Source organism: Streptomyces sp. UW30 (genome assembly GCF_008042075.1).
GTDB lineage: Bacteria > Actinomycetota > Actinomycetes > Streptomycetales > Streptomycetaceae > Streptomyces.
The window spans coordinates 537,601-558,404 of record NZ_RDBN01000053.1 but is presented as its reverse complement, the minus strand read 5'-3'; the positions used below and the strand labels follow the sequence as shown (position 1 = coordinate 558,404).

The window sequence follows — 20,804 nt, the reverse complement described above, 5'->3', positions numbered from 1 at the left end:
TCTCGCTGAGCAGGTCGTAGTAGATCTCCGCCGCGGACTGCCCGGAGCCGACCAGCGTGATCGACTCCTTCTTCTGGAGCTCCGCCTTGTGCTGCACATAGCGGGAGTTGTGGAGGAAGTCGCCGCCGAGGTCCCGGCAGGCCTCGGGTATGTAGGGCGGGGTGCCCGTGCCGAGGACGAGGTGACGGGCGCGGTAGGTGTCACCGGCGGTCGTCGTCACGAGGTAGAGACCGTCCTCGAACGTCACCTCGGCGACCGTCGTGCTGAAGCGGATGCTGCTCAGCTTGTTCGCGGCCCAGCGGCAGTAGTCGTCGTACTCGACCCGCAGCGGGTAGAAGTTCTCGCGGATGTAGAACGAGTACAGCCGGCCCTTCTCCTTCAGGTAGTTCAGGAAGGAGTACGGCGAGGTCGGGTCGGCCAGGGTGACCAGGTCCGACATGAACGGCGTCTGGAGGTGGGCGCCGTCCAGGAACATGCCCGCGTGCCACTCGAAGTCGGGCTTCGACTCCAGGAAGACACCGTCGAGCTCGTCGATCGGCTCGGTCAGGCAGGCGAGGCCGAGGTTGAACGGGCCGAGCCCGATCCCCACGAAGTCATGGGTTCTGGTCGGGTTTTCAGGACGCGCGGTCAAGGGACTCTCCCAGGTACTGCTCGGCGTGGCCGGCGATCAGGTCGAGGACGGCGGCGATGTCCTCGGCCGTCGTCTCGGGGTTGAGCAGGGTGAACTTCAGGTAGTGGCGGCCTTGGACCTTCGTGCCCGCGACCACCGCGGCGCCGGAGGCGAACAGCGCCTTGCGGGCGTACAGGTTGGCGCGGTCGATCTCGGCCGGGTCGGTGACGGCGGCCGGGATGTAGCGGAAGACGAGGGTGGAGAGCGTGGGCTCCACGACCACGTCGAAGCGCGGGTCGGCGGCCAGCAGCTGCCAGCCCTCGACGGCCAGGTCGCAGACCTCGTCGAAGAGCTGCCCGATGCCGTCGGCGCCCATCGTGCGCAGGGTCATCCACAGCTTGAGGGCGTCGAAGCGGCGGGTGGTCTGTAGGGACTTGTCGACCTGGTTGGGGATGCGCTCGGTGACCATACGGCGCGGGTTCAGGTACTCCGCGTGGTAGGTGGCGTGGCGCAGGGTGGACGCGTCCCGGACCAGCACGGCCGACGAACTCACCGGCTGGAAGAAGGACTTGTGGTAGTCGACGGTGACCGAGTCGGCACGCTCGATGCCGTCGATACGGCCGCGGTACTTCAGGGAGGCGAGCAGACCGCAGCCGTAGGCGGCGTCGACGTGCATCCAGGTGTCGAACTGCTCGCACAGCTCGGCGATCTCGGGCAGCGGGTCGATGGAGCCGAAGTCGGTGGTGCCGGCGGTGGCGACGACGGCCATCGGGACCAGGCCGTCCTTCCTGCAGCGCTCCAGCTCGTGGGCGAGGGCGACGGTCTGCATGCGCTTGTCGTGGTCGACGGGGATGGAGACCACGGAGTCCTGGCCGAGGCCCAGCAGTTTCGCCGACTTCTTCACGCTGAAGTGGCTGACCTCGGAGGCGAAGATGCGCAGTTCGGCCAGGCTGTCGCTCTTGGCCTCCTCACGGGCCAGCAGCAGCGCCTGGAGGTTGGACTGCGTGCCGCCCGAGGTGAAGACGCCGTCGGCGTTCTCGCCGAGACCTATTCGGGCCGTCGTCCAGTCGATGAGCTTGCGCTCGATGAGGGTGCCGCCGGCCGACTGGTCCCAGGTGTCCAGGGAGGAGTTGACGGCGGACAGGACCGCCTCGCCGAGCACGGCCGGGATGACGACCGGGCAGTTGAGGTGGGCGAGGTAGCGGGGGTGGTGGAAGTAGATCGCGTCCCGGAGGTAGACGTCCTCCAGTTCGTCGAGCACCGCGGCGGTGTCGTGCAGCGGCTGGTCGAGGTCGATCGCGTCGATGGTCGGGGCGAGGGCGTCGACGGTGACACCGGTGAACGGACGGTCGGTGGCGGCGAGTTTGGCTGCCACCCGCTCTATACCTTCGGTCACGGAGCTGCGGTACCGCTCCGCGGTCGTGTCATTGAGCAGGTGCGAGCGCATGGGGAGGTCCTCCGGTGGGGACGGGCCGTGAAGTGCGGGGTTGCCGTGACGTACGAGGTGGGGTGCAACTTAGGTGAGCCTAACCTAAGTTCCTTTGAATCATGGCAGCAGTAAGGGTGACTACGATCACTTACGCCGCGGTAGCCACCCGATTGCCTTGCTTTCAGGGGCAGTTACGCCTGCTCACGCAGCTGCTCCTCGCTCAGTCCCTGCCGCCAGTACCCCACGAAGGTGACCCGGCGCCGGTCGACGCCGCGCTCCCCGACGAAGTGCCGGCGCAACGCCTTCACGCTGCCGGATTCACCGGCGATCCAGACGTACGGGTGCTCGGCGGGCGGGAGTTGGGCGGCGCGGATGGCGTCGATGGCCTCTTCCTGGACCAGCCAGGTGATCTCGGCGTCGGCCTCGGTCGCCAGGTCCTGGATGTCCCCGGCGTCGTGCACCTCCAGCCACACGCGGGCGCGGGTGCCGGCGGGCAGGCTTTCGAGGATGGCGGAGACGGCGGGTACGGCGCTGTCGTCGCCCCAGATGACGACGAGATCGGTGTCCAGCGGCGGCCGGAACCGGATCGCCCGGTTGTCGGCGATGGCGGGACCGAGCAGCAGGACCCGGTCACCGGCGCCGGCGCGGGCGGCCCAGTGCGAGGCGGGGCCGGCCGGGGTGTGCAGGACGAAGTCGATGTCGACCTCGTCGGGGCCGCGGCGCAGGGCGCGGAGTGTGTAGGACCGCATCACGGCGCGGACGTCGTCCGGGAGTTCACGCCAGCCCTGCCACCAGCCGTCGCCGAGTTCGAGGGGGACCTGGGGCTCGGTCTGGCCGGGGTGCGGCAGGAAGATCGACAGGCTCTGGTCACACCCGTCGGAGAAGAAGTACTCCAGATCCTCCCCACCGAAGGTGACCCGGACCATGGACGGCCCGAGCCGCCGCGTCCGTACGACCTGGAGAGAAAAGAAACGGAACGGGGCGGCTACGGCGGTGGTCATGGGGTAACTCCTGATTCGACGTCAGGGATGCCAACCTTCTTGGGGGCGCGGGGAACTGCGCGACCAGGCACAACCGGCCCGCAGCCGCCCCACAACCTCAAGTGGCTCTTTCTCAGCCGACCTTCTTGGCCTTCTCGATGGCCTCGGCAAGGCTGGTCAGCAGCGGCGTGCACTTGGCGTAGGAGAGAATCGGCTCGGGCGAACGCGCGATGACCTGACCGGCCTTCACCGCGGGCAGCTTCTTCCAGGTCGCCTCGGTGATGTCGGCCGGCTGAATCGTCGAGGAGCGGTCGTCCATCATGATGATGTCGGCCGGGTACTTGTCGACGTTCTCCCAGCTGAGGCTCTCGAACCAGCCGCCGCCCTCCTTCTTGGCGCTCTCCGGCGGCTCGACGAAGTTCACGCCGAGGGACTTGAAGTACTCCAGGTCGATGGAGAGGTTCGTGCCGGAGACGTAGAAGATGTCCTGGCTGGCGGAACCGGCCATGACCTTGATCTCGGGGCGGGACTTGGCGGCCTTGCGCAGACGCTCGGCGGCGGCCTCGAAGTCCTTCTTGGACTGGGCGATCCTGTCCGCCTTCAGGTCCGCGCCGAGGGACTCGGCCAGCTCCCACAGCTTCTGCAGCGGCTGCGTGATCTGGCGGTCGTAGGCGGAGATCGCGGCGCTCGGGGCGAGCTTGGCGATCTTGTCCTTGGACGCCTCGGGGACGTACCAGAGGGTGCCGGCGCTGTCGAAGGTCGTGGAGATGAGGACGTCGGGGGCGAACGCCGCGTACTCCTCGACGTTGAACTGGTCCCACACGTTGCCGAAGACCGTCAGCTTGCTGATGTCCATGTCGCCGGCCTGGACGTCCGCCTTGCCGTCCTGCGTCTTGGTCGGGCCGAAGACGCCCTTGACCTCGATGCCGTAGTCGTGGAGGGCGGCCGCGACACCGACGAAGGCGACGATCTTCGTCGGGACCTTGTCGAGCTTCACGGTGGTGRCGCGGTCGTCCTTGAACGTCCAGGGGCCGGACTTGGCAGCGGTCGTGGCCTCGCCGGAGCCACTGCTTTTCGCGTCGTCGTCCCCGCACGCTGCGAGCGCGGCCCCGAGGCCGAGGGCGCCGCCCGCGGCGAGTATGCCGCGGCGGGTGAGGTGGGAGGCTCTGGCGTTGGGCATGGGTACGCTGCTTTCGAACAGGGCGGATCACCCGCCGGACAATTCGAAGGTAGGTTAGCCTAACCTCATCACTTGTCCAGAGGTGGGGCCGGTGTGGCAGGTGTCACCGTGCCCAGGGGTGTCCTGCAGCGGGACCTGGGTATGCCTAGCCCTTCGCGACGATGCGCCGTGCCGCCTCCACCTTCTCGCGGTGGGCCGTGCGGAGTTTCTTCAAGGCCGCGCCGTCCTTGTCGATGTCCGCCTGCTGGATGCCGGATTCGGCCTTCAACCAGATATCGAGCAGCCCGGTCTCTTCCTTGCAGCGCACATCCGCGACCGCGGTCTCCTTCTCCTTCGCGGAAATCTCCTCGCCCTGGAATGCCTTGTTGTTGAGGGGGTCAAGCGGAGACGGGTATCGGAATCCAGAACTCCGCATGCAGGCGGACCATTTCCGGAATCCCTCATTCACCGACGGGTCGGCGAGGGAATCCTCGTAGCTCTGCGTGGAGATACGGCGTGCGATCTCCGCCCCTGCCGGATCGTCATACTCCTTCGAGAGCTGTGCGACCGACTGGCCGAAGCAGCCGTTCGAGGGCACCTCTTTCCCCTTGTACGTGATTCTTTCGCTACTGCCCTGCGCCGCGCCCCGGTTTCCGTAGAACACCTGGAGGGCGTCCTTCGGGAGGTCGGGTCCGGGCGGCAGGGGGCCGAGGTTGGCGTGGTACCCGAGGCGGGCCGCCTCGCTCGCGCTGGCCAGCCCGTAGCGGCGGTCGGCGGGCGGTGAGGTTTCGGTGTCCGGCTTCGACGGTTCGTAGGAGATACCGAACGTGCGCAGGCAGCGCTGCGTCAGAACCTGTTGCGCGGACTCGATCGCGGCTGTCTCGGTATCGGTATAGCTGTAGCGGGCGATGGGCAGCCGGTCGACATAGTTGACCTGCGGCTCTGCCGCGGTGCCGCTCGATGCGGCGGGATTCTCGGCGGCCCCGGCCGGGCCGCCGCCCTCGCCCGGACCGCTCCCGGAGGAGCAGCCGAGCAGGGCGGCGGCCAGGGCCAGGCACGCGGGTGCCAGGCGTCGCACGCGGATCAGAACTTGTAGCAGTTGCCGTCGTAACGGCCGTACCCGAAGGAGGCGTTGTTGTTGTACGTGTTCTTGAGCTGGTGCGCGGACCCGAACTCATCCAGGGCGTCGCAGGCGCCCGCGAGGTTGCTGTTGTAGTAGATCACCAGGTTGTAGGGAGCCAGATTGAGCGCGGAGGCGGCGTTGTTCTTGACGGCCTGGCCCTTTCCGGCGCCGGTGCTCAGGAACGTGTAGCCGTTAAGGCTGTAGTGGTCGAACCCGCGGAACACGGTGCGGGAACCGGCCTGACCTGTGTTGTAGTAGAACACCATGCAGTACGTCTGGGTGTCGGGGCAGGTAAGCGCCGCGTCGGCATTCGACTGCGGGGCCGCCCCGATTACCAGACCCGCCGTGGCGGCGGCGGTCACGCCAAGGGAAGCGAGCTTTCGGCTCAAGCGCATGACAGATCCCCAATGTTGGTCAAGCACGGATGAAGCGGCGCCCCGGAACTTCTCGCCGCGTGAGCCGAGTGATCGTAACAACCCTTGATTTACTAGGGAATTGATATTGCTGCTGTGTCACATGCTGAGTGAGGGACATCGGAGACTTTGTCGTCAGATGTCCCCGGCACATGTCGGGTGCTCTAGCCCGCCAGCCCCAACTCCCGTGCGATCAGCATCCGCTGCACCTCGCTCGTGCCCTCGCCGATCTCCAGGATCTTGGAGTCCCGCCACATGCGGGCGACCGGGTACTCGTTCATGAAGCCGTACCCGCCATGGATCTGCGTCGCGTCGCGGGCGTTGTCCACCGCGATCGTCGAGGAGTGCAGCTTCGCCAGGGCCGCCTCCTTCTTGAAGGGCTCCCCGGCGACCAGGCGGCTCGCCGCGTCGCGCCACGCCAGGCGGGCCGTGTACGCCTTCATCTCCATGTCGGCGATCTTGAACTGGATGGCCTGGTTGGCGCCGATGGGGCGGCCGAAGGCGTGGCGCTCCTTGGCGTACTTCACCGACTCGTCCACGCAGCCCTGCGCCAGGCCCGTCGCGAGCGCCGCGATGGCGATCCGGCCCTCGTCCAGGATGCGCAGGAACTGGGCGTAGCCACGCCCCTCCTCGCCCAGGAGGTTGGCCGCCGGGACGCGGACGTCCGCGAAGGACAGCTCACGGGTGTCGGAGGCGTTCCAGCCGACCTTGGAGTAGGGGGCCGCGACCGTGAAGCCGGGGGTGCCGGACGGGACGATGATGGAGGAGATCAGCGGCTTGCCGTCGGGCCCCCGGCCGGTCACCGCGGTGACCGTGACCAGGCCCGTGATGTCCGTACCGGAGTTGGTGATGAAGCACTTGCTGCCGTTGATCACCCATTCGTTCGTCGACTCGTCCAGGCGGGCCGTCGTGCGGGTCGCGCCCGCGTCGCTGCCGCCGTCCGGCTCGGTCAGGCCGAAGGCGCCCAGCATCTCGCCGGAGCACAGGCGGGGGAGCCACTCGCGCTTCTGCTCCTGCGTGCCGAAGAGATGGATCGGCATCGCGCCCAGGGAGACGCCGGCCTCCAGCGTGATGGCGACCGAGGAGTCCACCCGGGCCAGCTCCTCCAGCACCAGGCCGAGCGCCAGATAGTCGCCGCCCATGCCGCCGTACTCCTCCGGGAACGGCAGGCCGAACAGGCCCATGCGGCCCATCTCCCGGACGATCTCGTACGGGAACTCATGACGCTCGTAGAAGTCGCCGATCTTGGGCGCCACCACGTCGTGGGCGAACTCCTCCACCGTGCGGCGGAGTTGCTCGAGTTCGGGGGAGAGACGGTGGTCCATGGCTGTTCAGTGCTCCTTGTGGGAGAGGGCTCGTACGGTGCGGGACGGGCTGGGTCGGCCCAGTTGTTCGGCCATCCAGGCGCTGGTGGCGACGAGACGGTCGAGGTCGACTCCGGTGTCGATGCCGAGGCCCCGCAGCATCCACACGAGGTCTTCCGTGGCGAGGTTTCCGGTGGCGGACTTGGCGTACGGGCAGCCGCCCAGGCCGCCGGCGGAGGCGTCGATCGTGGTGACGCCGTGTTCCAGGGCGGCGTAGGTGTTGGCGAGCGCCTGGCCGTAGGTGTCGTGGAAGTGCACGCCGATGACGTTCGTCGGCACACCCTCCTCGTTGAGGAGGGAGAGCAGTTCGAGCACGTGCCCCGGGGTCGCGACGCCGATGGTGTCGCCGAGGCTCAGCTCGTCGCAGCCCATGTCCCGCAGCGCCCTGCAGACGCGGACGACCTGGTGGAGGGCGACCGCGCCCTCCCAGGGGTCGCCGAAGCACATGGACACATAGCCGCGGACGTGGAGGTTGTTGTCCTTCGCCCGCTTCACGACCGGGTCGAACACCGCCAGCGACTCGTCCAGCGTGCGGTTGAGGTTGGCCTTCGCGAAGGATTCCGTGGCGCTGGCGAAGACGGCGATCCGGCGGGCGCCGAGGGCCAGGGCGCGGTCCAGGCCCCGGTTGTTGGGGACCAGGACGGGCAGGCGCACCCCCGGCAGGTCGGCGACGAGCGGGAACAGCTGCTCGGCGTCCGCGAGTTGGGGCACCCACTTGGGGTGGACGAAGCTCGTGGCCTCGATCGTCGTCAGCCCCGCGTCGGCGAGCCGGCGGACGAACTCCGCCTTGACCTCGGTCGGCACGGTCGACTTCTCGTTCTGCAGTCCGTCGCGCGCGCCGACCTCGTGGATCCGGACCCGGGCGGGCAGGTCGGTCGCCGGTACCACCATGGGCAGGGTCATAGCTTCTCCTCCACGGATGGGTCCACGGATGCCTCCACGGGTGTGATGACCGCCAGGACCTGGTCCATGGCGACCGTCGTGCCGGGTGTGACGTCCAGTTCGGCGACCGTGCCGGCGTGCGGGGCGGAGATGACGTGCTCCATCTTCATCGCCTCCACCACCAGCAGGCTCTGTCCGGCGCTCACCTCGTCGCCCACGGCGACCTTCACGACCGTCACCGTCCCCGGCATGGGTGCGGTGAGCGAGTCGGCGCCCGCGTGCCCCGCGCGCGTGAGGGACGCGGCGACCGGGTCGTGGTCGCGTACGTGCCAGGCGTCGCCGTCCCGGCCCAGCCAGCTGCCGTCCGGCAGTGTGGCGAGGTGGAAGGTGTGGCGGACGCCGTCCAGGGTCACGGACACGCGGTCGTCCGTGACGGTGGCGGAGCCGCGCGGGGCGTACTCCACCGGGTCCTGCACCCGGAGAGGGAAGCCGACGGGCTTCGGGGTCCCGCCGAGCCGCCAGCCGCTCGGCACCGAGAACGGGTCCGTCCAGCCGTCGCCCTTCGGCCGCAGCGCCTGAAGCCGTACGGCCGCCGCAGCCTCGTAGACCTCGTCGGGCACGTCCGTGGCGACGAGGTCGTCCACCACGCGCTCGACCAGACCCGTGTCCAACTCGCCCGCCATGACCGCCGGATGCGCGAGCAGCCGCCGCAGGAACCCGGCGTTCGTCTGCACGCCCAGCGTGACCGTCTCCGCGAGCGCCGCCCGGAGCTTTCTGAGCGCCGTCGCGCGGTCGGGGCCGTACGCGATCACCTTGGACAGCATCGGGTCGTACAGGCTCCCGACCTCCGTGCCCTCGCTGAGCCCGGAGTCGGTGCGGATGCCGTCGCCCTGGGGCTCGCGCAGGCTGAGGACGGTGCCGCCGGAGGGGAGGAAGCCGCGGGCGGGATCCTCGGCGCAGATGCGTGCCTCGATCGCGTGGCCGGTGAGGCGGATGTCGTCCTGTCCGAAGGCGAACGGCTCGCCCGCCGCCACCCGCAGCTGCCACTCCACCAGGTCGAGGCCGGTGATCAGCTCGGTGACCGGGTGCTCCACCTGGAGGCGGGTGTTCATCTCCATGAAGTAGTACGACGACGGGTCGCCGCCCGGCACGATGAACTCGACCGTGCCCGCGCCCCGGTAGCCGCACGAGCGCGCCGCCTGCACGGCCGCCTCGCCCATTCCCGCGCGCGTGGCCTCGTCGAGGAGCACGCTGGGCGCCTCCTCGATGATCTTCTGGTGACGGCGCTGCAACGAGCACTCGCGCTCGCCCAGGTGCACCACGTTGCCGTGGCCGTCGGCCAGGACCTGGATCTCGATGTGCCGGGGCCGGTCCACCCACCGCTCGACCAGGAGCGTGTCGTCGCCGAAGGAGGCGCGGGCCTCGCGGCGGGCGGCGGCGATCTCGTCCGCCAGCTGTGCCTCGTCCCGCACCAGCCGCATGCCCTTGCCGCCACCGCCGGCGGACGGCTTGAGCAGCACCGGCATACCGATCTCCCGGGCGGCGTCGGCGAGTTCGGCGTCGGTGAGGCCGCTGCCGCTCGACCCGGGCACGACCGGAACCCCGGCCGCCTTCACCGTCTCCTTGGCCCGGATCTTGTCGCCCATGAGGGAGATGGCCTCTGCGGGCGGCCCGATGAACACCAGCCCCGCATCGGCGCACGCGCGCGCGAAGGCCGCGTTCTCCGCCAGGAAGCCGTACCCGGGGTGGACCGCCTGGGCTCCGGTGCGGGCGGCGGCCTCCAGCAGCCGCTCCACCGACAGATAGCTGTCGGAGGCCGGCGCCGGACCGATCCGTACCGCTGTGTCGGCCTCCCGGACGTGCCGGGCGTCGGCGTCCGCGTCGGAGAAGACGGCCACCGAGCGCACGCCCAGCGAGCGGAGCGTACGGATCACGCGGACGGCGATCTCGCCCCGGTTGGCCACGAGCACTGTGTCGAACATGGGTCCCCTCCTCACATCCGGAAGACGCCGAACTGGGGCTCACCCAGAGGCGCGTTGCCGCAGGCTGTCAGTGCCAGGCCCAGCACCTGCCGGGTCTCCAGCGGGTCGATGACGCCGTCGTCCCAGAGGCGGGCCGTGGCGTAGTAGGCGTTGCCCTGGTGTTCGTACTGCTCCCGGACCGGCGCCTTGAAGGCCTCCTCGGCCTCCATGGGCCAGTCCTCGCCGCGCGCCTCCAACTGGTCGCGCTTGACGGTCGCGAGGACCGAGGCGGCCTGCTCGCCGCCCATGACGGAGATCTTGGCGTTGGGCCACATCCACAGGAAGCGCGGCGAGTACGCCCGCCCGCACATCGAGTAGTTCCCGGCGCCGTAAGAACCGCCGACCACCACCGTCAGCTTCGGCACGCGCGTGCAGGCCACCGCCGTGACCATCTTGGCGCCGTGCTTGGCGATGCCGCCGGCCTCGTAGTCCTTGCCGACCATGAACCCGGAGATGTTCTGCAGGAAGACCAGCGGGATCCCGCGCTGGTCGCACAGCTCGATGAAGTGGGCGCCCTTCTGGGCGGACTCGGAGAACAGGATGCCGTTGTTGGCGACGATGCCGACCGGGTGGCCGTGGATGCGGGCGAAGCCGGTGATGAGGGTCTGGCCGAACTCCGACTTGAACTCCGAGAAGCGGGAGCCGTCGACCACGCGCGCGATGATCTCGCGTACGTCGTAGGGGGTGCGGGAGTCGACGGGGACGGCGCCGTAGAGGCCGTAGGGGTCGACCTTCGGTTCGGCGGCGGGCGTCACCTCCCAGGGGAGCGCCCCGCGCGCGGGGAGGGTCGCGACGATGTTCCGCACGATCCGCAGCGCGTGCGGGTCGTCCTCGGCGAGGTGATCGGTCACGCCGGACACGCGCGCGTGCACGTCTCCGCCGCCGAGCTCCTCCGCCGTGACGACCTCACCGGTCGCGGCCTTCACCAGCGGCGGGCCGCCGAGGAAGATCGTGCCCTGGTTGCGGACGATGACGGCCTCGTCGCTCATCGCGGGGACATAGGCGCCGCCGGCCGTGCAGGACCCGAGCACAGCCGCGATCTGGGGGATCCCGGCGCCCGACATGCGGGCCTGGTTGTAGAAGATCCGCCCGAAGTGCTCCCGGTCCGGGAAGACCTCGTCCTGCATCGGCAGGAAGGCGCCGCCCGAGTCGACCAGATACAGACACGGCAGCCGGTTCTCCAGGGCCACCTCCTGCGCGCGCAGGTGCTTCTTCACGGTCATCGGGTAGTACGTGCCGCCCTTGACCGTGGCGTCGTTGGCGACGATCACGCACTCGCGCCCGCTGACCCGCCCGATCCCGGCGATGACGCCGGCGGCCGGGGCCTGGCCGTCGTACAGCCCGTCGGCGGCGAGGGGAGCGAGCTCCAGAAAGGGCGATCCGGGGTCGAGGAGGGTGTCCACGCGCTCGCGCGGCAGCAGCTTGCCGCGCGCGGTGTGCCGGGCGCGTGCCTTCTCACCGCCGCCGAGCCTGGCCGCGGCGAGCTTGCCGCGCAGTTCCTCCGCGAGCGCCCGGTGGGCCTCCTCGTTGGCCCGAAAGGCCTCCGACGCGGGATCTGCCGCGCTGTGAAGCTCCGGTGCCTCTTGCATCCTGCGGTCCCCTCACCCAGTGGTCGACTGTTAATGAGCGTTAACCATTTCCTTCAGGTTAACGACCGCTAACCTCCCTGTCTAGAATTGCTTGCATGGCCACCAGAACCGACGCCCCGACCCGCCGCGAACAGATCCTCAAGGAAGCCGCGCGACTCTTCGCCGAGCGTGGCTTCCACGGCGTCGGTGTCGACGAGATAGGCGCCGCCGTGGGCATCAGCGGCCCCGGTCTCTACCGGCACTTCGCCGGCAAGGACGCGATGCTCGCCGAACTGCTCGTCGGCATCAGCGGTCAGCTGCTGACGGGCGCGAAGCGGCGCCTCGCGGAGGCCGACGGGGTGCCGGCCGAGGCGGTCCTCGACTCCCTCATCGAGGGCCACATCGACTTCGCTCTCGACGACCGCCCCCTCATCACCCTGCACGACCGGGAGCTGGACCGCCTGCGCGACAGCGACCGCAAGCTCGTACGCCAGCTCCAGCGGCAGTACGTCGAGCTGTGGGTGGAGGTGGTGCGCGAGGTGTACCCGGAACTGACCGAGCCGACGGCCCGCTCGGCGGTCCACTCGGTCTTCGGCCTGCTCAACTCGACACCGCACCTGGGGCGGCCGGGCTCGCTGCCGGGGCGCGGGGTGACGGCGGAGCTGCTGCACCGGATGGCCCGTGGGGCGTTCGGCGCGGCCGGGGTGGAGTGAGCCGTAGGGACGGCTAGCCGTCCGTGGGTGCGCTCAGGTGCCGCAGCACCGCGAGGACGCGGCGGCTGTAGCCGGTCGTGCCCGTCAGGCCGAGCTTGTCGAAGATCGCGTTGATGTGTTTCTCCACCGCGCTCCGGGAGATGTGCAGCCGCTGTGCGATGGCGTCGTTGGTGCAGCCCTCGGCCATCAGTGCCAGGACGTCCCCCTCCCGAGGGGTGAGCCGGTGCATCGGCTCGGTGCGGGCGCCGCGGGTGAGTAGCCGCCGGACCACCTCGGGGTCGAACGCGGTGCCGCCGGCGCCGACCCGGTCCAGGGCGGCGAGGAACTCCTCCACCTGCATGACCCGGTCCTTGAGGAGGTAGCCGATGCCCTCGCTGCTGCCGCTGAGCAGCTCGGTGGCGTAGCGGCCCTCGACGTACTGGGAGAGGACGAGTACGGCCGTGCCGGGATGCCGCTCGCGGATCCGGAGCGCGGCGCGCAGGCCCTCGTCGGTGTGCGTGGGCGGCATGCGCACGTCCACCACGACGATGTCGGGCGGGTCGGCGGCGACGGCCGCCAGCAGCGCGTCCGCGTTGCCCACCGCGGCCGTCACGTCATGACCCTCGTCGGCGAGCAGCCGGACGAGGCCCTCCCGCAGCAGTGCCGAGTCCTCGGCGATCATCACGCGCACGGCAGCTCCGCGGTGATCACGGTCGGGCCGCCGGGCGGGCTGTCCACGTCGAGCCGGCCGTCGAGCGCGGCGACCCGCCGGGACAGGCCGAGCAGCCCGCCGGCGGCGGGCCGGCGCGGCGCGCCGCCGCTGCCGTCGTCCTCGATGCGCACCACCACGTCGTCGCCCCGCCGGGCCACGCGGATGCCCGCGCGGGTGGCGCCCGAGTGCTTCAGTGTGTTGGTGACGGCCTCGGCCGCGACGAAGTACGCCACCGTCTGCACGGGGACCGGCGGCGGGGTGCCGTCCAGTTCGTACGTCACCTCCACCGGCACCACCGACCGCTCCGCCAGCCCCTCCAGCGCGGCGGCCAGCCCGCGCTCGTCCAGGGCGGCGGGGTAGATCCGCCACGCCGTCTCGCGCAGGTCGGTCAGCGCGTGCGCGGACTCCTCGTGGGCCTGGCGCAGCAGAGCGTCCGCCTTGGCCGGGTCGGTGGCCCGGCGGGCCCGGCCGAGGAGCATCCCCAGGGCGACGAGGCGCTGCTGCACCCCGTCGTGCAGGTCGCGCTCGATGCGCCGCCGTTCGTCGTGCACGGCCTGCACGACCCCGGCGCGGGTCGCGGCCAGCTCGCCGACCCGGCGCCGCAGCAGTTCCGTCTCGCTGGGGCCCAGATGGCGCCGGGCCAGCTGCTCGTCCAGCTGCGCGAGGCCCCGTCCGCCCTGTGCGCACAGGAACAGCAGGAACAGCCCGCCCAGCCCGGAGAGCACGAGGTCGCCGGGATCGTTCGGCTCCAGTACGAACCACGCCCACAGCAGCACCGACGCGTAGACGAGGCCGACCAGCGCGGTCAGCAGCACCAGCAGCCCGAACAGGCCGAGCGGCCAGCGCGCGGCCAGATACCCGAAGGCGGCCGGTCCGCCGCGCGGCGCGTCCACCTCGACGGCGTGGAACACCGCCAGGCGGCGGCGCTCCAGCTCGGCGAGCCGCAGCGCGCTCGCGGGGACGGAGGAAGGGCGCCGGGTCGTCAGCCTGCGCACCCAGCCGCCCAGCACACAGACCAACCCGGCCGGCGCCGTCAGTCCGCCCAGCGTCGCCTGGACTACCGCGGGTTCGGTGGTGGGCGCGCTGGCCCTGTACCTGCTCGGCGCGCTCTTCGGCCGCGACCGGGTGATCGCGGCGGCGGCGCGGCTGCCGCTGGTGAAGGTCGCGGACGTGGAGCGGACGGAGGCGTGGTTCCTCCGGCACGGCACCAAGGCCGTGTTCTTCGGCCGCTTCGTGCCCATCTTCCGCAGCCTGATCTCGATACCGGCCGGCGTCGAACGCATGCGGCTCCCCGCCTTCCTCGCCCTCACCGCGGCGGGCAGTCTCATCTGGAACACCGCCTTCATCGCGGGCGGCTACGCCCTGGGCGCGCGCTGGCACGAGGTCACCGACGTGGTGGGCCTCTACTCCAAGGTGATCCTTGCGGTCGTGGCCGCGGCGGGCCTGGCCTTCGTGGCCGTTCGGCTGCTGCGGGCGGGGCGTGGGGAGCGGCGGCGCCCGGCGGGGTCCGGATCCGGAAGGCGCCCCTAGAGTGGTCCTCGCTCCAGCGGTATGCCTGTGCGGCGAGGGGGACGGATGACCGAGGAAGCCGATGCCGCCCGCAGCGCCGCGGCGCGGGCGATCATCGACGGCAACATGTACATGGTGCTCGCCACGGTGGGCCCCGACGGTGCTCCCTGGGCCACGCCGGTCTTCTACTCCACCGAGGACGGACGGGACTTCTACTGGGTCTCGTCCCCCGAGGTCACGCACTCCCGCAACCTCGCCCATGAGCCCCGGGTCGGCATCGTCATCCACGACTCCCGCGCACCGGTCGGCACGGCGGGCCCGCGTGCGCTGTACCTGAGCGCCACCGCGACGGAGCTGGACGGGGCCGAGGCGCTTCAGGGGCTGCGGGTCATCCCCGGCCCGGCCGGCCGCGGCGGACGGGCGCTGGATCCGGACGAGGTGCGCCCGCCGGCGCCGTGGCGGGTGTACCGGGCGAGGGTGACCGCGTACTCGATGATCTGCCCGCGCGAGGAGGGCCGGCCGTGTGCCGAGCACGGGCTGGACCACGAGCATCGGGGGGACGTACGGCTCTGAGGCGCTTGCGGGAGCGGTGAGCGTGACGAGCGTTACGGCGGGGACCCCCTGGACGGTTCTTCGTACTCGCCGGTACGGTTGAGTGAGCAAGCGCTTAGACATGTACCGGTGGAGGTGGGCGGCGTGCGCCGTACGGTGTTCAACGAGGATCACGAGGCATTCCGGGAGACCATCCGCGCCTTCATCGAGGCCGAGGTCGTGCCGGTCTACGACGAGTGGTTCGCGGCGGGCCAGGCGCCCCGCGACTTCTACTACAAGCTCGCCGAGCTCGGCGTCTTCGGCATCCGCGTCGACGAGGAGTTCGGCGGCGCCGGCATCGAGTCGTACAAGTTCGAGGCGGTGATGTACGAGGAGACCGCCCGCGCGGGTGTGCAGTTCGGCGGCTCCGGCGTGCACGTGCTGCTCGGCCTGCCGTACATCAAGATGCTCGCCTCCGACGAGCAGAAGAAGCGGTTCCTGCCGAAGTTCGTCTCCGGTGAGGAGATGTGGGCGCTGGCGATGACCGAGCCGGGCACCGGCTCCGACCTCGCGGGCATGAAGACCACCGCCAAGCTCTCCGAGGACGGCACGCACTACGTCCTCAACGGCGCCAAGACCTTCATCACCGGCGGCGTGCACGCCGACCGGGTGATCGTCTGCGCCCGCACCGACGCGCCCAGCGCCGAGGACCGCCGCCACGGCATCTCCCTGTTCGCCGTGGACACCAAGTCCGAGGGCTACTCCGTCGGCCGCAAGCTCGACAAGCTGGGCCTGAAGACCTCCGACACCGCCGAGCTGGCGTTCGTCGACGTGAAGGTCCCGGTCGAGGACCTCCTCGGCGAGGAGAACAAGGGCTTCTACTACCTCGGCCACAACCTGGCCTCCGAGCGCTGGGGCATCGCCTTCGGCGCCTACGCGCAGGCCAAGGCCGCCGTCCGGTTCGCCAAGGAGTACGTGCAGGAGCGCACCGTCTTCGGCAAGTCCGTCGCGTCCTTCCAGAACACCAAGTTCGAGCTGGCCGCCTGCCAGGCCGAGGTCGACGCGGCCGAGGCCGTCGCCGACCGCGCGCTGGAGGCCCTGGACGCCGGCGAGCTGACCCCCGCCGAGGCCGCCTCCGCGAAGCTGTTCTGCACCGAGGTCGCGCACCGCGTGATCGACCGCTGCCTCCAGCTGCACGGCGGCTACGGCTTCATGAACGAGTACCCGATCGCCCGCCTGTACGCGGACAACCGCGTCAACCGCATCTACGGCGGCACCAGCGAGATCATGAAGTCGATCATCGCGAAGGACATGGGCCTGTAAGGCTCCTGACATCACCTGCCAGTAGAAAAGGTGCCATGAACGAGGCACTACAGGGTCTCCTCGATCTGCTCGACCTGGAGCAGATCGAGGAGAACATCTTCCGCGGCCAGTCCCGCTCCGCCGTCGTCCCGCGCGTCTTCGGCGGTCAGGTCGCGGCCCAGGCGCTCGTCGCCGCCGGCCGCACGGTCCCCGCGGACCGGCCCGCCCACTCCCTCCACGCGTACTTCCTGCGCATGGGGGACCCGGGCGCACCCATCGTCTACAACGTCGACCGCATGCGCGACGGCCGCTCCTTCACCACCCGCCGGGTGGTCGCCGTCCAGCACGGCAAGCCGATCTTCGCGCTGTCGGCGTCCTTCCAGACGCACGAGGAGGGCCTGGACCACCAGATCCCGATGCCGCCCTCGCCCGACCCGGAGACGCTGCCCACCTCCGAGGAACGCCTGCGCGGCTACGACCACCTCGACGCGGCGGTCGTCGAGCGGTTCCTGGAGGCACGCCAGTCGGTCGACCTGCGCTATGTCGAGGAGCCGCCGTACGGAAAGTTCGGCGAGCCCCGCGAACCGCACTCCCAGGTCTGGTTCCGCACCAACGGCAAGCTGGAGGACGACCCGCTCCTGCACGTCGTACTCGCCACCTACGTCTCCGACATGACCCTGCTCGACTCGGTCCTGCTCGCGCACGGGCGCGGCGGCTGGGCCGTCGGGGACGTGGTCGGCGCCTCGCTGGACCACGCCATGTGGTTCCACCGGCCGTTCCGCGCCGACGAGTGGCTGCTCTACGACCAGGAGTCGCCGTCGGCGTACGGCGGCCGGGGACTCGGGCAGGCCCGCATCTACACCCAGGACGGGCGGCTCGCGGTGTCCGTGATCCAGGAGGGCGTGGTCCGGGTTCCGCGGTGACGCGAGGCCCGGTGCCTCAGCCACGGGGCGCGTTGCGCAGCCGGGCGAAGGACGTGTCCAGGCCCCGCTTCAGCAGCCGGGCCGCCGGACGCTCCACGAACCGGTGCACCAGCCCGCTCAGCACCAGGAACCCGGCGATCACCACGGCGACCAGCAGCCGGGGGTCCATGGTGTCCCGCAGCCGGTTGATCAGCACCGTACCGGCGAGGTAGTGCGTCAGATAGAGCGGATAGGTCAGCGCACCCGCGGTGACCAGCCACTTCCAGCGGACGCGGTCGGTGAGGCCCAGCGCGACGCCGACCATGAACAGCAGGAACGCCGTGTAGATCAACGCGCTGCCGCGCCAGCCCGAGACGTGCTCGACCGACTCGATACGGCGCCCGAGTTCCACCTGCGCCATCAGCCAGGCCAGGGTCAGCATGCCCCACAGCAGCAGGTCCTGGCCGAACCGGTACATCAGGTAGAGCACCAGTCCGGCGATGAAGAACCAGGCCGCGACCGGGTTGACGATCAGGATCATCAGCCGCAGCTCGGAGATCGGCGCGAGCATCGCGGCGGTGCCCCAGACGCAGCAGAACACGACGACTCTGCGGTAGGTGAGCCCCATGGCGACGACCACGAGGAAGAGCAGGTAGAACCGCAGCTCCGTCCACAGGGTCCAGTAGACGCCGTCGACGTGCGGCGAGGCCGAACCGGACTGGAGCATGGTGAGGTTGAGCAGGATGTCCCGCAGCCGCAGCCGCTCCCACACCCCCGGCAGGGCCACGATGACGGCCGTGGTGAAGGCGATGGCGAACCAGTACGCCGGGTAGAGCCGGATGACCCGGGAGACGAAGAACTGCCGTGGGGTGCGGCCCCAGCAGGACATGCAGATCACGAAGCCGCTGATGACGAAGAAGATCTCGACGCCGATCCAGCCGTAGGTGGAGAGGCGGAACACCGTGGGCATGATCTCGGACACCGGACGGTCCCAGACCGGGTTGCCCGGCTGGTCGAGACGGTCGGTGCCGGCGTAGTGGTGCACGGCCACCAGCACGGCGGCGAGCAGGCGGACGCCGTCGATGACGTACAGCCGGCGTCCCTCCCGCACGGGAGGCGCCGAGTGCTGCCGTATCCGGGCCGGGCGCGGCGGGTGTTCGGGCACCGACTCGGCGAGCGGGGGGAGCGGCTGTGCGGGAAGCCCTGCGTATCCGCTGTTCAAAGCGTGCATCTGCACCATCCGTTCCCCTGAAACGCTCTGTCACTGCCGTTTCCGGTTGAACAGACAGAGACGTCTCTCAGGGGGATGTGTGCAGGCCGGAGACCTCCATGAAGAAGTCCCACAGGGTTCGCCGAGACTTCAACGAGGTCGAGTACAACCCCCTACTCGACCAGGCCCGCCTCGCCCAGCAGAAATGCCGTCATCGGGTCGTAGAAGCGCGGGCTGACCACGTGGTCGTCCAGCGGCACCACCACCTGGACCGTCCCCTCCGCCTCCGCGAGGAACAGCGCCGGGTCGTTGCAGTCGGCGTACCCGACGGAGTCGACGCCGTGCTGGCCGGCGTATCCCGCCCAGCCGTGGTCGGCCACGACCAGGTCCGGCAGCGGGCGTCCCTCGCGCTCAAGTCCCGTGAGGATGGCCTTCATCGGCGCCCCGGAGTGGGTGTGCCAGAGGGTGGCGCCATGTTCGAGGACCGCGACGTCCGCGAACTGCATGACGTAACCCTCGTCGGTCTGGAGGCCCTCCGGGATCACGACGATCTCGCAGCCCGCCGCGCGCAGCGCGTCCGCGGTCGCGCGGTGGACGTCCAGCAGGCCGCCCGGGTGACCGGTCGCGAACAGGACCCGCTGCCCGCCGTCCGCCGCCTTGCGCAGCCGGGCCGCCATGCGCTCCAGCGCGGCCACCGTCAGCTCGGGGTCGATGGTGTCCTGGCCGTGGCGGTGCTCGGCGTCGTCGTTCACGCCGACGCGCTCCGCCATCACCGCGAGCACGTCCTGCTCGTCGGTCCAGCGGTCGCCGAGCTCCAGGCCGAGCCAGTAGTGGCGGTCGCCGTTCGCCAGCTTGCGGTAGTGGGAGAGGTTGTTCTCGCGGGGAGTGGCTACGTCGCCCGCGATACGGGTTCTGACGAGGTGGTCGACGAGCTCGGCGCGGCTGGGTGTCCCGGGTATCGGCATGGTCCCCATTGTGAGGCAGACAACTGACGGAACGCCCGGATCCGGGGCGCGTGCGATGCGGGTCACTGTGCCGATCATGGCTCGAAATGGCGCAGCGCGAACCACAGCTCCATCCGTACGTCCGGATCGTCCAGGTCCGTGCCGAGCAGCGTCGCGCAGCGGGCGATCCGCTGGCGGACGGTGTTGCGGTGCACGGAGAGGGCCACCGCGGTGCGGTCCCAACTGCCGTGCAGGGAGAGCCAGGTGCGCAGGGTCTCGGTGAGAGGGGGCGTCAGGGGCGCGAGGAGTGCGCGGGCGTGGGTCTCGGCCTCCTCGGGGGAGAGCAGGTCGGTGAGGGCGGGGCGGTGGGTGCCGTGCCGGTGCAGCGGGGTGCGGGTGGCGCGCGCCCGGGACAGCGCTCGGGCCGCTTGCCCGTCGGCCGAGGGCCAGTCCCGGGCTGGACCCGGGGCGCTGACGCCCAGGGTCCAGCCGGGCTGCGGGGCCGGTTCGCGGTCCGCCGGCACGAGGACGCGTACGACGTCCCGCGCCAGGTCGACCAGCGGGGAGCCGAGGGCCGCGCCGAGCGCGGAGGCCGCCACGGGGTCGCAGGGCTGGGCGTCGGGGCTGCCGTGCACCACGAGCCAGCGGTCGGCGCCCAGGAGCGGGGCCACGGCCTCCGGCTCCGCCCCCAGCAGTAGCCGTACGAGCGCCGACGAGCGCGCCGCACCCGACCCGCTCTGATGCTCGCCGGTGAGGAGGGAGAGCAGCACGGCGGCGACGGAGGCGATGGTGTGGTCGCCGGGGTCGCGCTGCGGGGCGGCGACCCCGAGGACGAAGCCCTGTCCGGCGCCCAGGGCATAGGCGGCCAGGTGGGTGCCGGCGGCGGTGTCGGTGGCGGAGGTCGGGGTCCCCGGCCCCGAGGGGCGCACGACGGCAGCGAGCTCGGCCAGCGAACCGGCCACGGGGTCCTGCGGCCCGTGGCCTGCCGAGGCGCCCTGCGGCGGGTGTCCCGCCGACGAGTCCTGCGTCACGCGGCCCGCCGACGAGTCCTGCGTCACGTGGCCCGCGGTCTCTCGGGGTTCGCGTCCTGCCGCCGCGGCCGCCGTTTCTCGTGGTCCGTGTGCCGCTGACGCACCCCCTGGGTGTTCCGCTCCCCGGCCTGCCGGCGCGGTCGTCGCTTCTCGTGGTCCGTGCGCCGCCGGCGTGCCCCCTGTGGTTCCGGCTCCCTGTCCTCTCGGCGCGGTCGTGGTCTCTCGTGGCCCTTGCGCCGCCGCCGTACCTCCTGTGGTTCCGGCTCCCTGTCCCGTCGGCGCGGTCGTGGTCTCTCGTGGCCCTTGCGCCGCCGCCGTACCTCCTGTGGTTCCGGCTCCCTGTCCCGTCGGCGCGGTCGTGGTCTCTCGTGGCCCTTGCGCCGCCGCCGTACCTCCTGTGGTTCCGGCTCCCTGTCCCGTCG

At 70.6% G+C, this 20,804-nt stretch carries 18 protein-coding genes and 2 pseudogenes; 5 read left to right on the top strand and 15 right to left on the bottom strand.

The window, feature by feature from the left end:
• The 10 genes from EAO75_RS36690 to EAO75_RS36645 all read right to left on the bottom strand — a co-directional run.
• Window positions 1–631 (bottom strand): SidA/IucD/PvdA family monooxygenase (locus tag EAO75_RS36690; protein WP_148000497.1); only part of this gene is annotated, 631 nt, incomplete at its 3' end.
• Entirely contained in the window at window positions 615–2,057 is a 1,443-nt protein-coding gene (gene desA, locus EAO75_RS36685; protein ID WP_147999448.1) for a lysine decarboxylase DesA, read from the bottom strand. The genes desA and EAO75_RS36690, both read right to left, overlap by 17 nt.
• A 173-nt stretch (window positions 2,058–2,230) precedes the next feature.
• Window positions 2,231–3,040 (bottom strand): siderophore-interacting protein, encoded by an 810-nt coding sequence (locus EAO75_RS36680; protein WP_147999447.1) that lies wholly within the window; start codon window positions 3,038–3,040, stop codon window positions 2,231–2,233.
• Between the two features lie 112 nt (window positions 3,041–3,152).
• Window positions 3,153–4,199: an ABC transporter substrate-binding protein gene (locus tag EAO75_RS36675; RefSeq protein WP_147999446.1), complete on the bottom strand. Its 1,047-nt coding sequence runs from the start codon at window positions 4,197–4,199 to the stop codon at window positions 3,153–3,155.
• Between the two features lie 145 nt (window positions 4,200–4,344).
• Window positions 4,345–5,256, bottom strand: coding sequence for a hypothetical protein (locus tag EAO75_RS36670; protein WP_147999445.1), 912 nt, complete (start codon window positions 5,254–5,256; stop codon window positions 4,345–4,347).
• A 5-nt stretch (window positions 5,257–5,261) separates the two neighbouring features.
• Window positions 5,262–5,696, bottom strand: a complete 435-nt coding sequence (locus EAO75_RS36665; protein ID WP_147999444.1) for a peptidase inhibitor family I36 protein — start codon at window positions 5,694–5,696, stop codon at window positions 5,262–5,264.
• Between the two features lie 182 nt (window positions 5,697–5,878).
• Window positions 5,879–7,039 (bottom strand): acyl-CoA dehydrogenase family protein, encoded by a 1,161-nt coding sequence (locus EAO75_RS36660; protein ID WP_147999443.1) that lies wholly within the window; start codon window positions 7,037–7,039, stop codon window positions 5,879–5,881.
• A gap of 6 nt (window positions 7,040–7,045) precedes the next feature.
• Window positions 7,046–7,981 (bottom strand): hydroxymethylglutaryl-CoA lyase, encoded by a 936-nt coding sequence (locus EAO75_RS36655; protein WP_147999442.1) that lies wholly within the window; start codon window positions 7,979–7,981, stop codon window positions 7,046–7,048.
• Complete coding sequence (locus tag EAO75_RS36650) at window positions 7,978–9,942, bottom strand: acetyl/propionyl/methylcrotonyl-CoA carboxylase subunit alpha (RefSeq protein WP_147999441.1); 1,965 nt, start codon at window positions 9,940–9,942, stop codon at window positions 7,978–7,980. The genes EAO75_RS36655 and EAO75_RS36650 overlap by 4 nt, the downstream gene beginning before the upstream one ends.
• Before the next feature lie 11 nt (window positions 9,943–9,953).
• Complete coding sequence (locus EAO75_RS36645) at window positions 9,954–11,570, bottom strand: carboxyl transferase domain-containing protein (RefSeq protein WP_147999440.1); 1,617 nt, start codon at window positions 11,568–11,570, stop codon at window positions 9,954–9,956.
• Window positions 11,571–11,665: 95 nt separating this feature from the next.
• Here EAO75_RS36645 and EAO75_RS36640 point away from each other — a divergent pair, with 95 nt between their 5' ends.
• A complete protein-coding gene (locus tag EAO75_RS36640) occupies window positions 11,666–12,262 on the top strand; it encodes a TetR/AcrR family transcriptional regulator (RefSeq protein WP_147999439.1) in 597 nt (198 codons plus the stop codon).
• 13 nt (window positions 12,263–12,275) lie between these two features.
• Here the strand turns inward: EAO75_RS36640 and EAO75_RS36635 are convergent, their stop codons facing one another.
• Together EAO75_RS36635 and EAO75_RS36630 are read right to left on the bottom strand one after the other, a co-directional pair.
• A complete protein-coding gene (locus EAO75_RS36635; RefSeq protein WP_187284808.1) occupies window positions 12,276–12,923 on the bottom strand; it encodes a response regulator in 648 nt (215 codons plus the stop codon).
• A complete protein-coding gene (locus EAO75_RS36630) occupies window positions 12,923–13,948 on the bottom strand; it encodes a sensor histidine kinase (RefSeq protein ID WP_261989572.1) in 1,026 nt (341 codons plus the stop codon). Before EAO75_RS36630 ends, EAO75_RS36635 begins: the two co-directional genes overlap by 1 nt.
• A 49-nt stretch (window positions 13,949–13,997) precedes the next feature.
• On the opposite strand from EAO75_RS36630, the pseudogene EAO75_RS36625 reads away from it, so the two are divergent.
• From EAO75_RS36625 to EAO75_RS36610, 4 genes and pseudogenes are all read left to right on the top strand, one after another.
• Window positions 13,998–14,483: pseudogene (locus EAO75_RS36625) on the top strand (DedA family protein); the annotation flags it as partial.
• A gap of 45 nt (window positions 14,484–14,528) precedes the next feature.
• The gene (locus tag EAO75_RS36620; RefSeq protein WP_187284735.1) at window positions 14,529–15,035 is read left to right on the top strand and encodes a pyridoxamine 5'-phosphate oxidase family protein; all 507 of its coding nucleotides are present in this window, start codon (window positions 14,529–14,531) and stop codon (window positions 15,033–15,035) included.
• Between the two features lie 123 nt (window positions 15,036–15,158).
• On the top strand, window positions 15,159–16,316 hold the full coding sequence (locus tag EAO75_RS36615; RefSeq protein WP_147999435.1) for an acyl-CoA dehydrogenase family protein: 1,158 nt from the start codon (window positions 15,159–15,161) through the stop codon (window positions 16,314–16,316).
• A 35-nt stretch (window positions 16,317–16,351) separates the two neighbouring features.
• Window positions 16,352–17,218, top strand: coding sequence for an acyl-CoA thioesterase (locus tag EAO75_RS36610; RefSeq protein ID WP_147999434.1), 867 nt, complete (start codon window positions 16,352–16,354; stop codon window positions 17,216–17,218).
• Window positions 17,219–17,234: 16 nt separating this feature from the next.
• Here the strand turns inward: EAO75_RS36610 and EAO75_RS36605 are convergent, their stop codons facing one another.
• The 3 genes and pseudogenes from EAO75_RS36605 to EAO75_RS36595 form a co-directional block, all read right to left on the bottom strand.
• Complete coding sequence (locus tag EAO75_RS36605) at window positions 17,235–18,428, bottom strand: acyltransferase family protein (RefSeq protein ID WP_147999433.1); 1,194 nt, start codon at window positions 18,426–18,428, stop codon at window positions 17,235–17,237.
• 152 nt (window positions 18,429–18,580) lie between these two features.
• Window positions 18,581–19,372, bottom strand: coding sequence for a phosphatase (locus tag EAO75_RS36600; protein WP_148000495.1), 792 nt, complete (start codon window positions 19,370–19,372; stop codon window positions 18,581–18,583).
• A 74-nt stretch (window positions 19,373–19,446) separates the two neighbouring features.
• Window positions 19,447–20,301: pseudogene (locus tag EAO75_RS36595) on the bottom strand (PucR family transcriptional regulator); the annotation flags it as partial.
• Window positions 20,302–20,804: the final 503 nt, after the last annotated feature.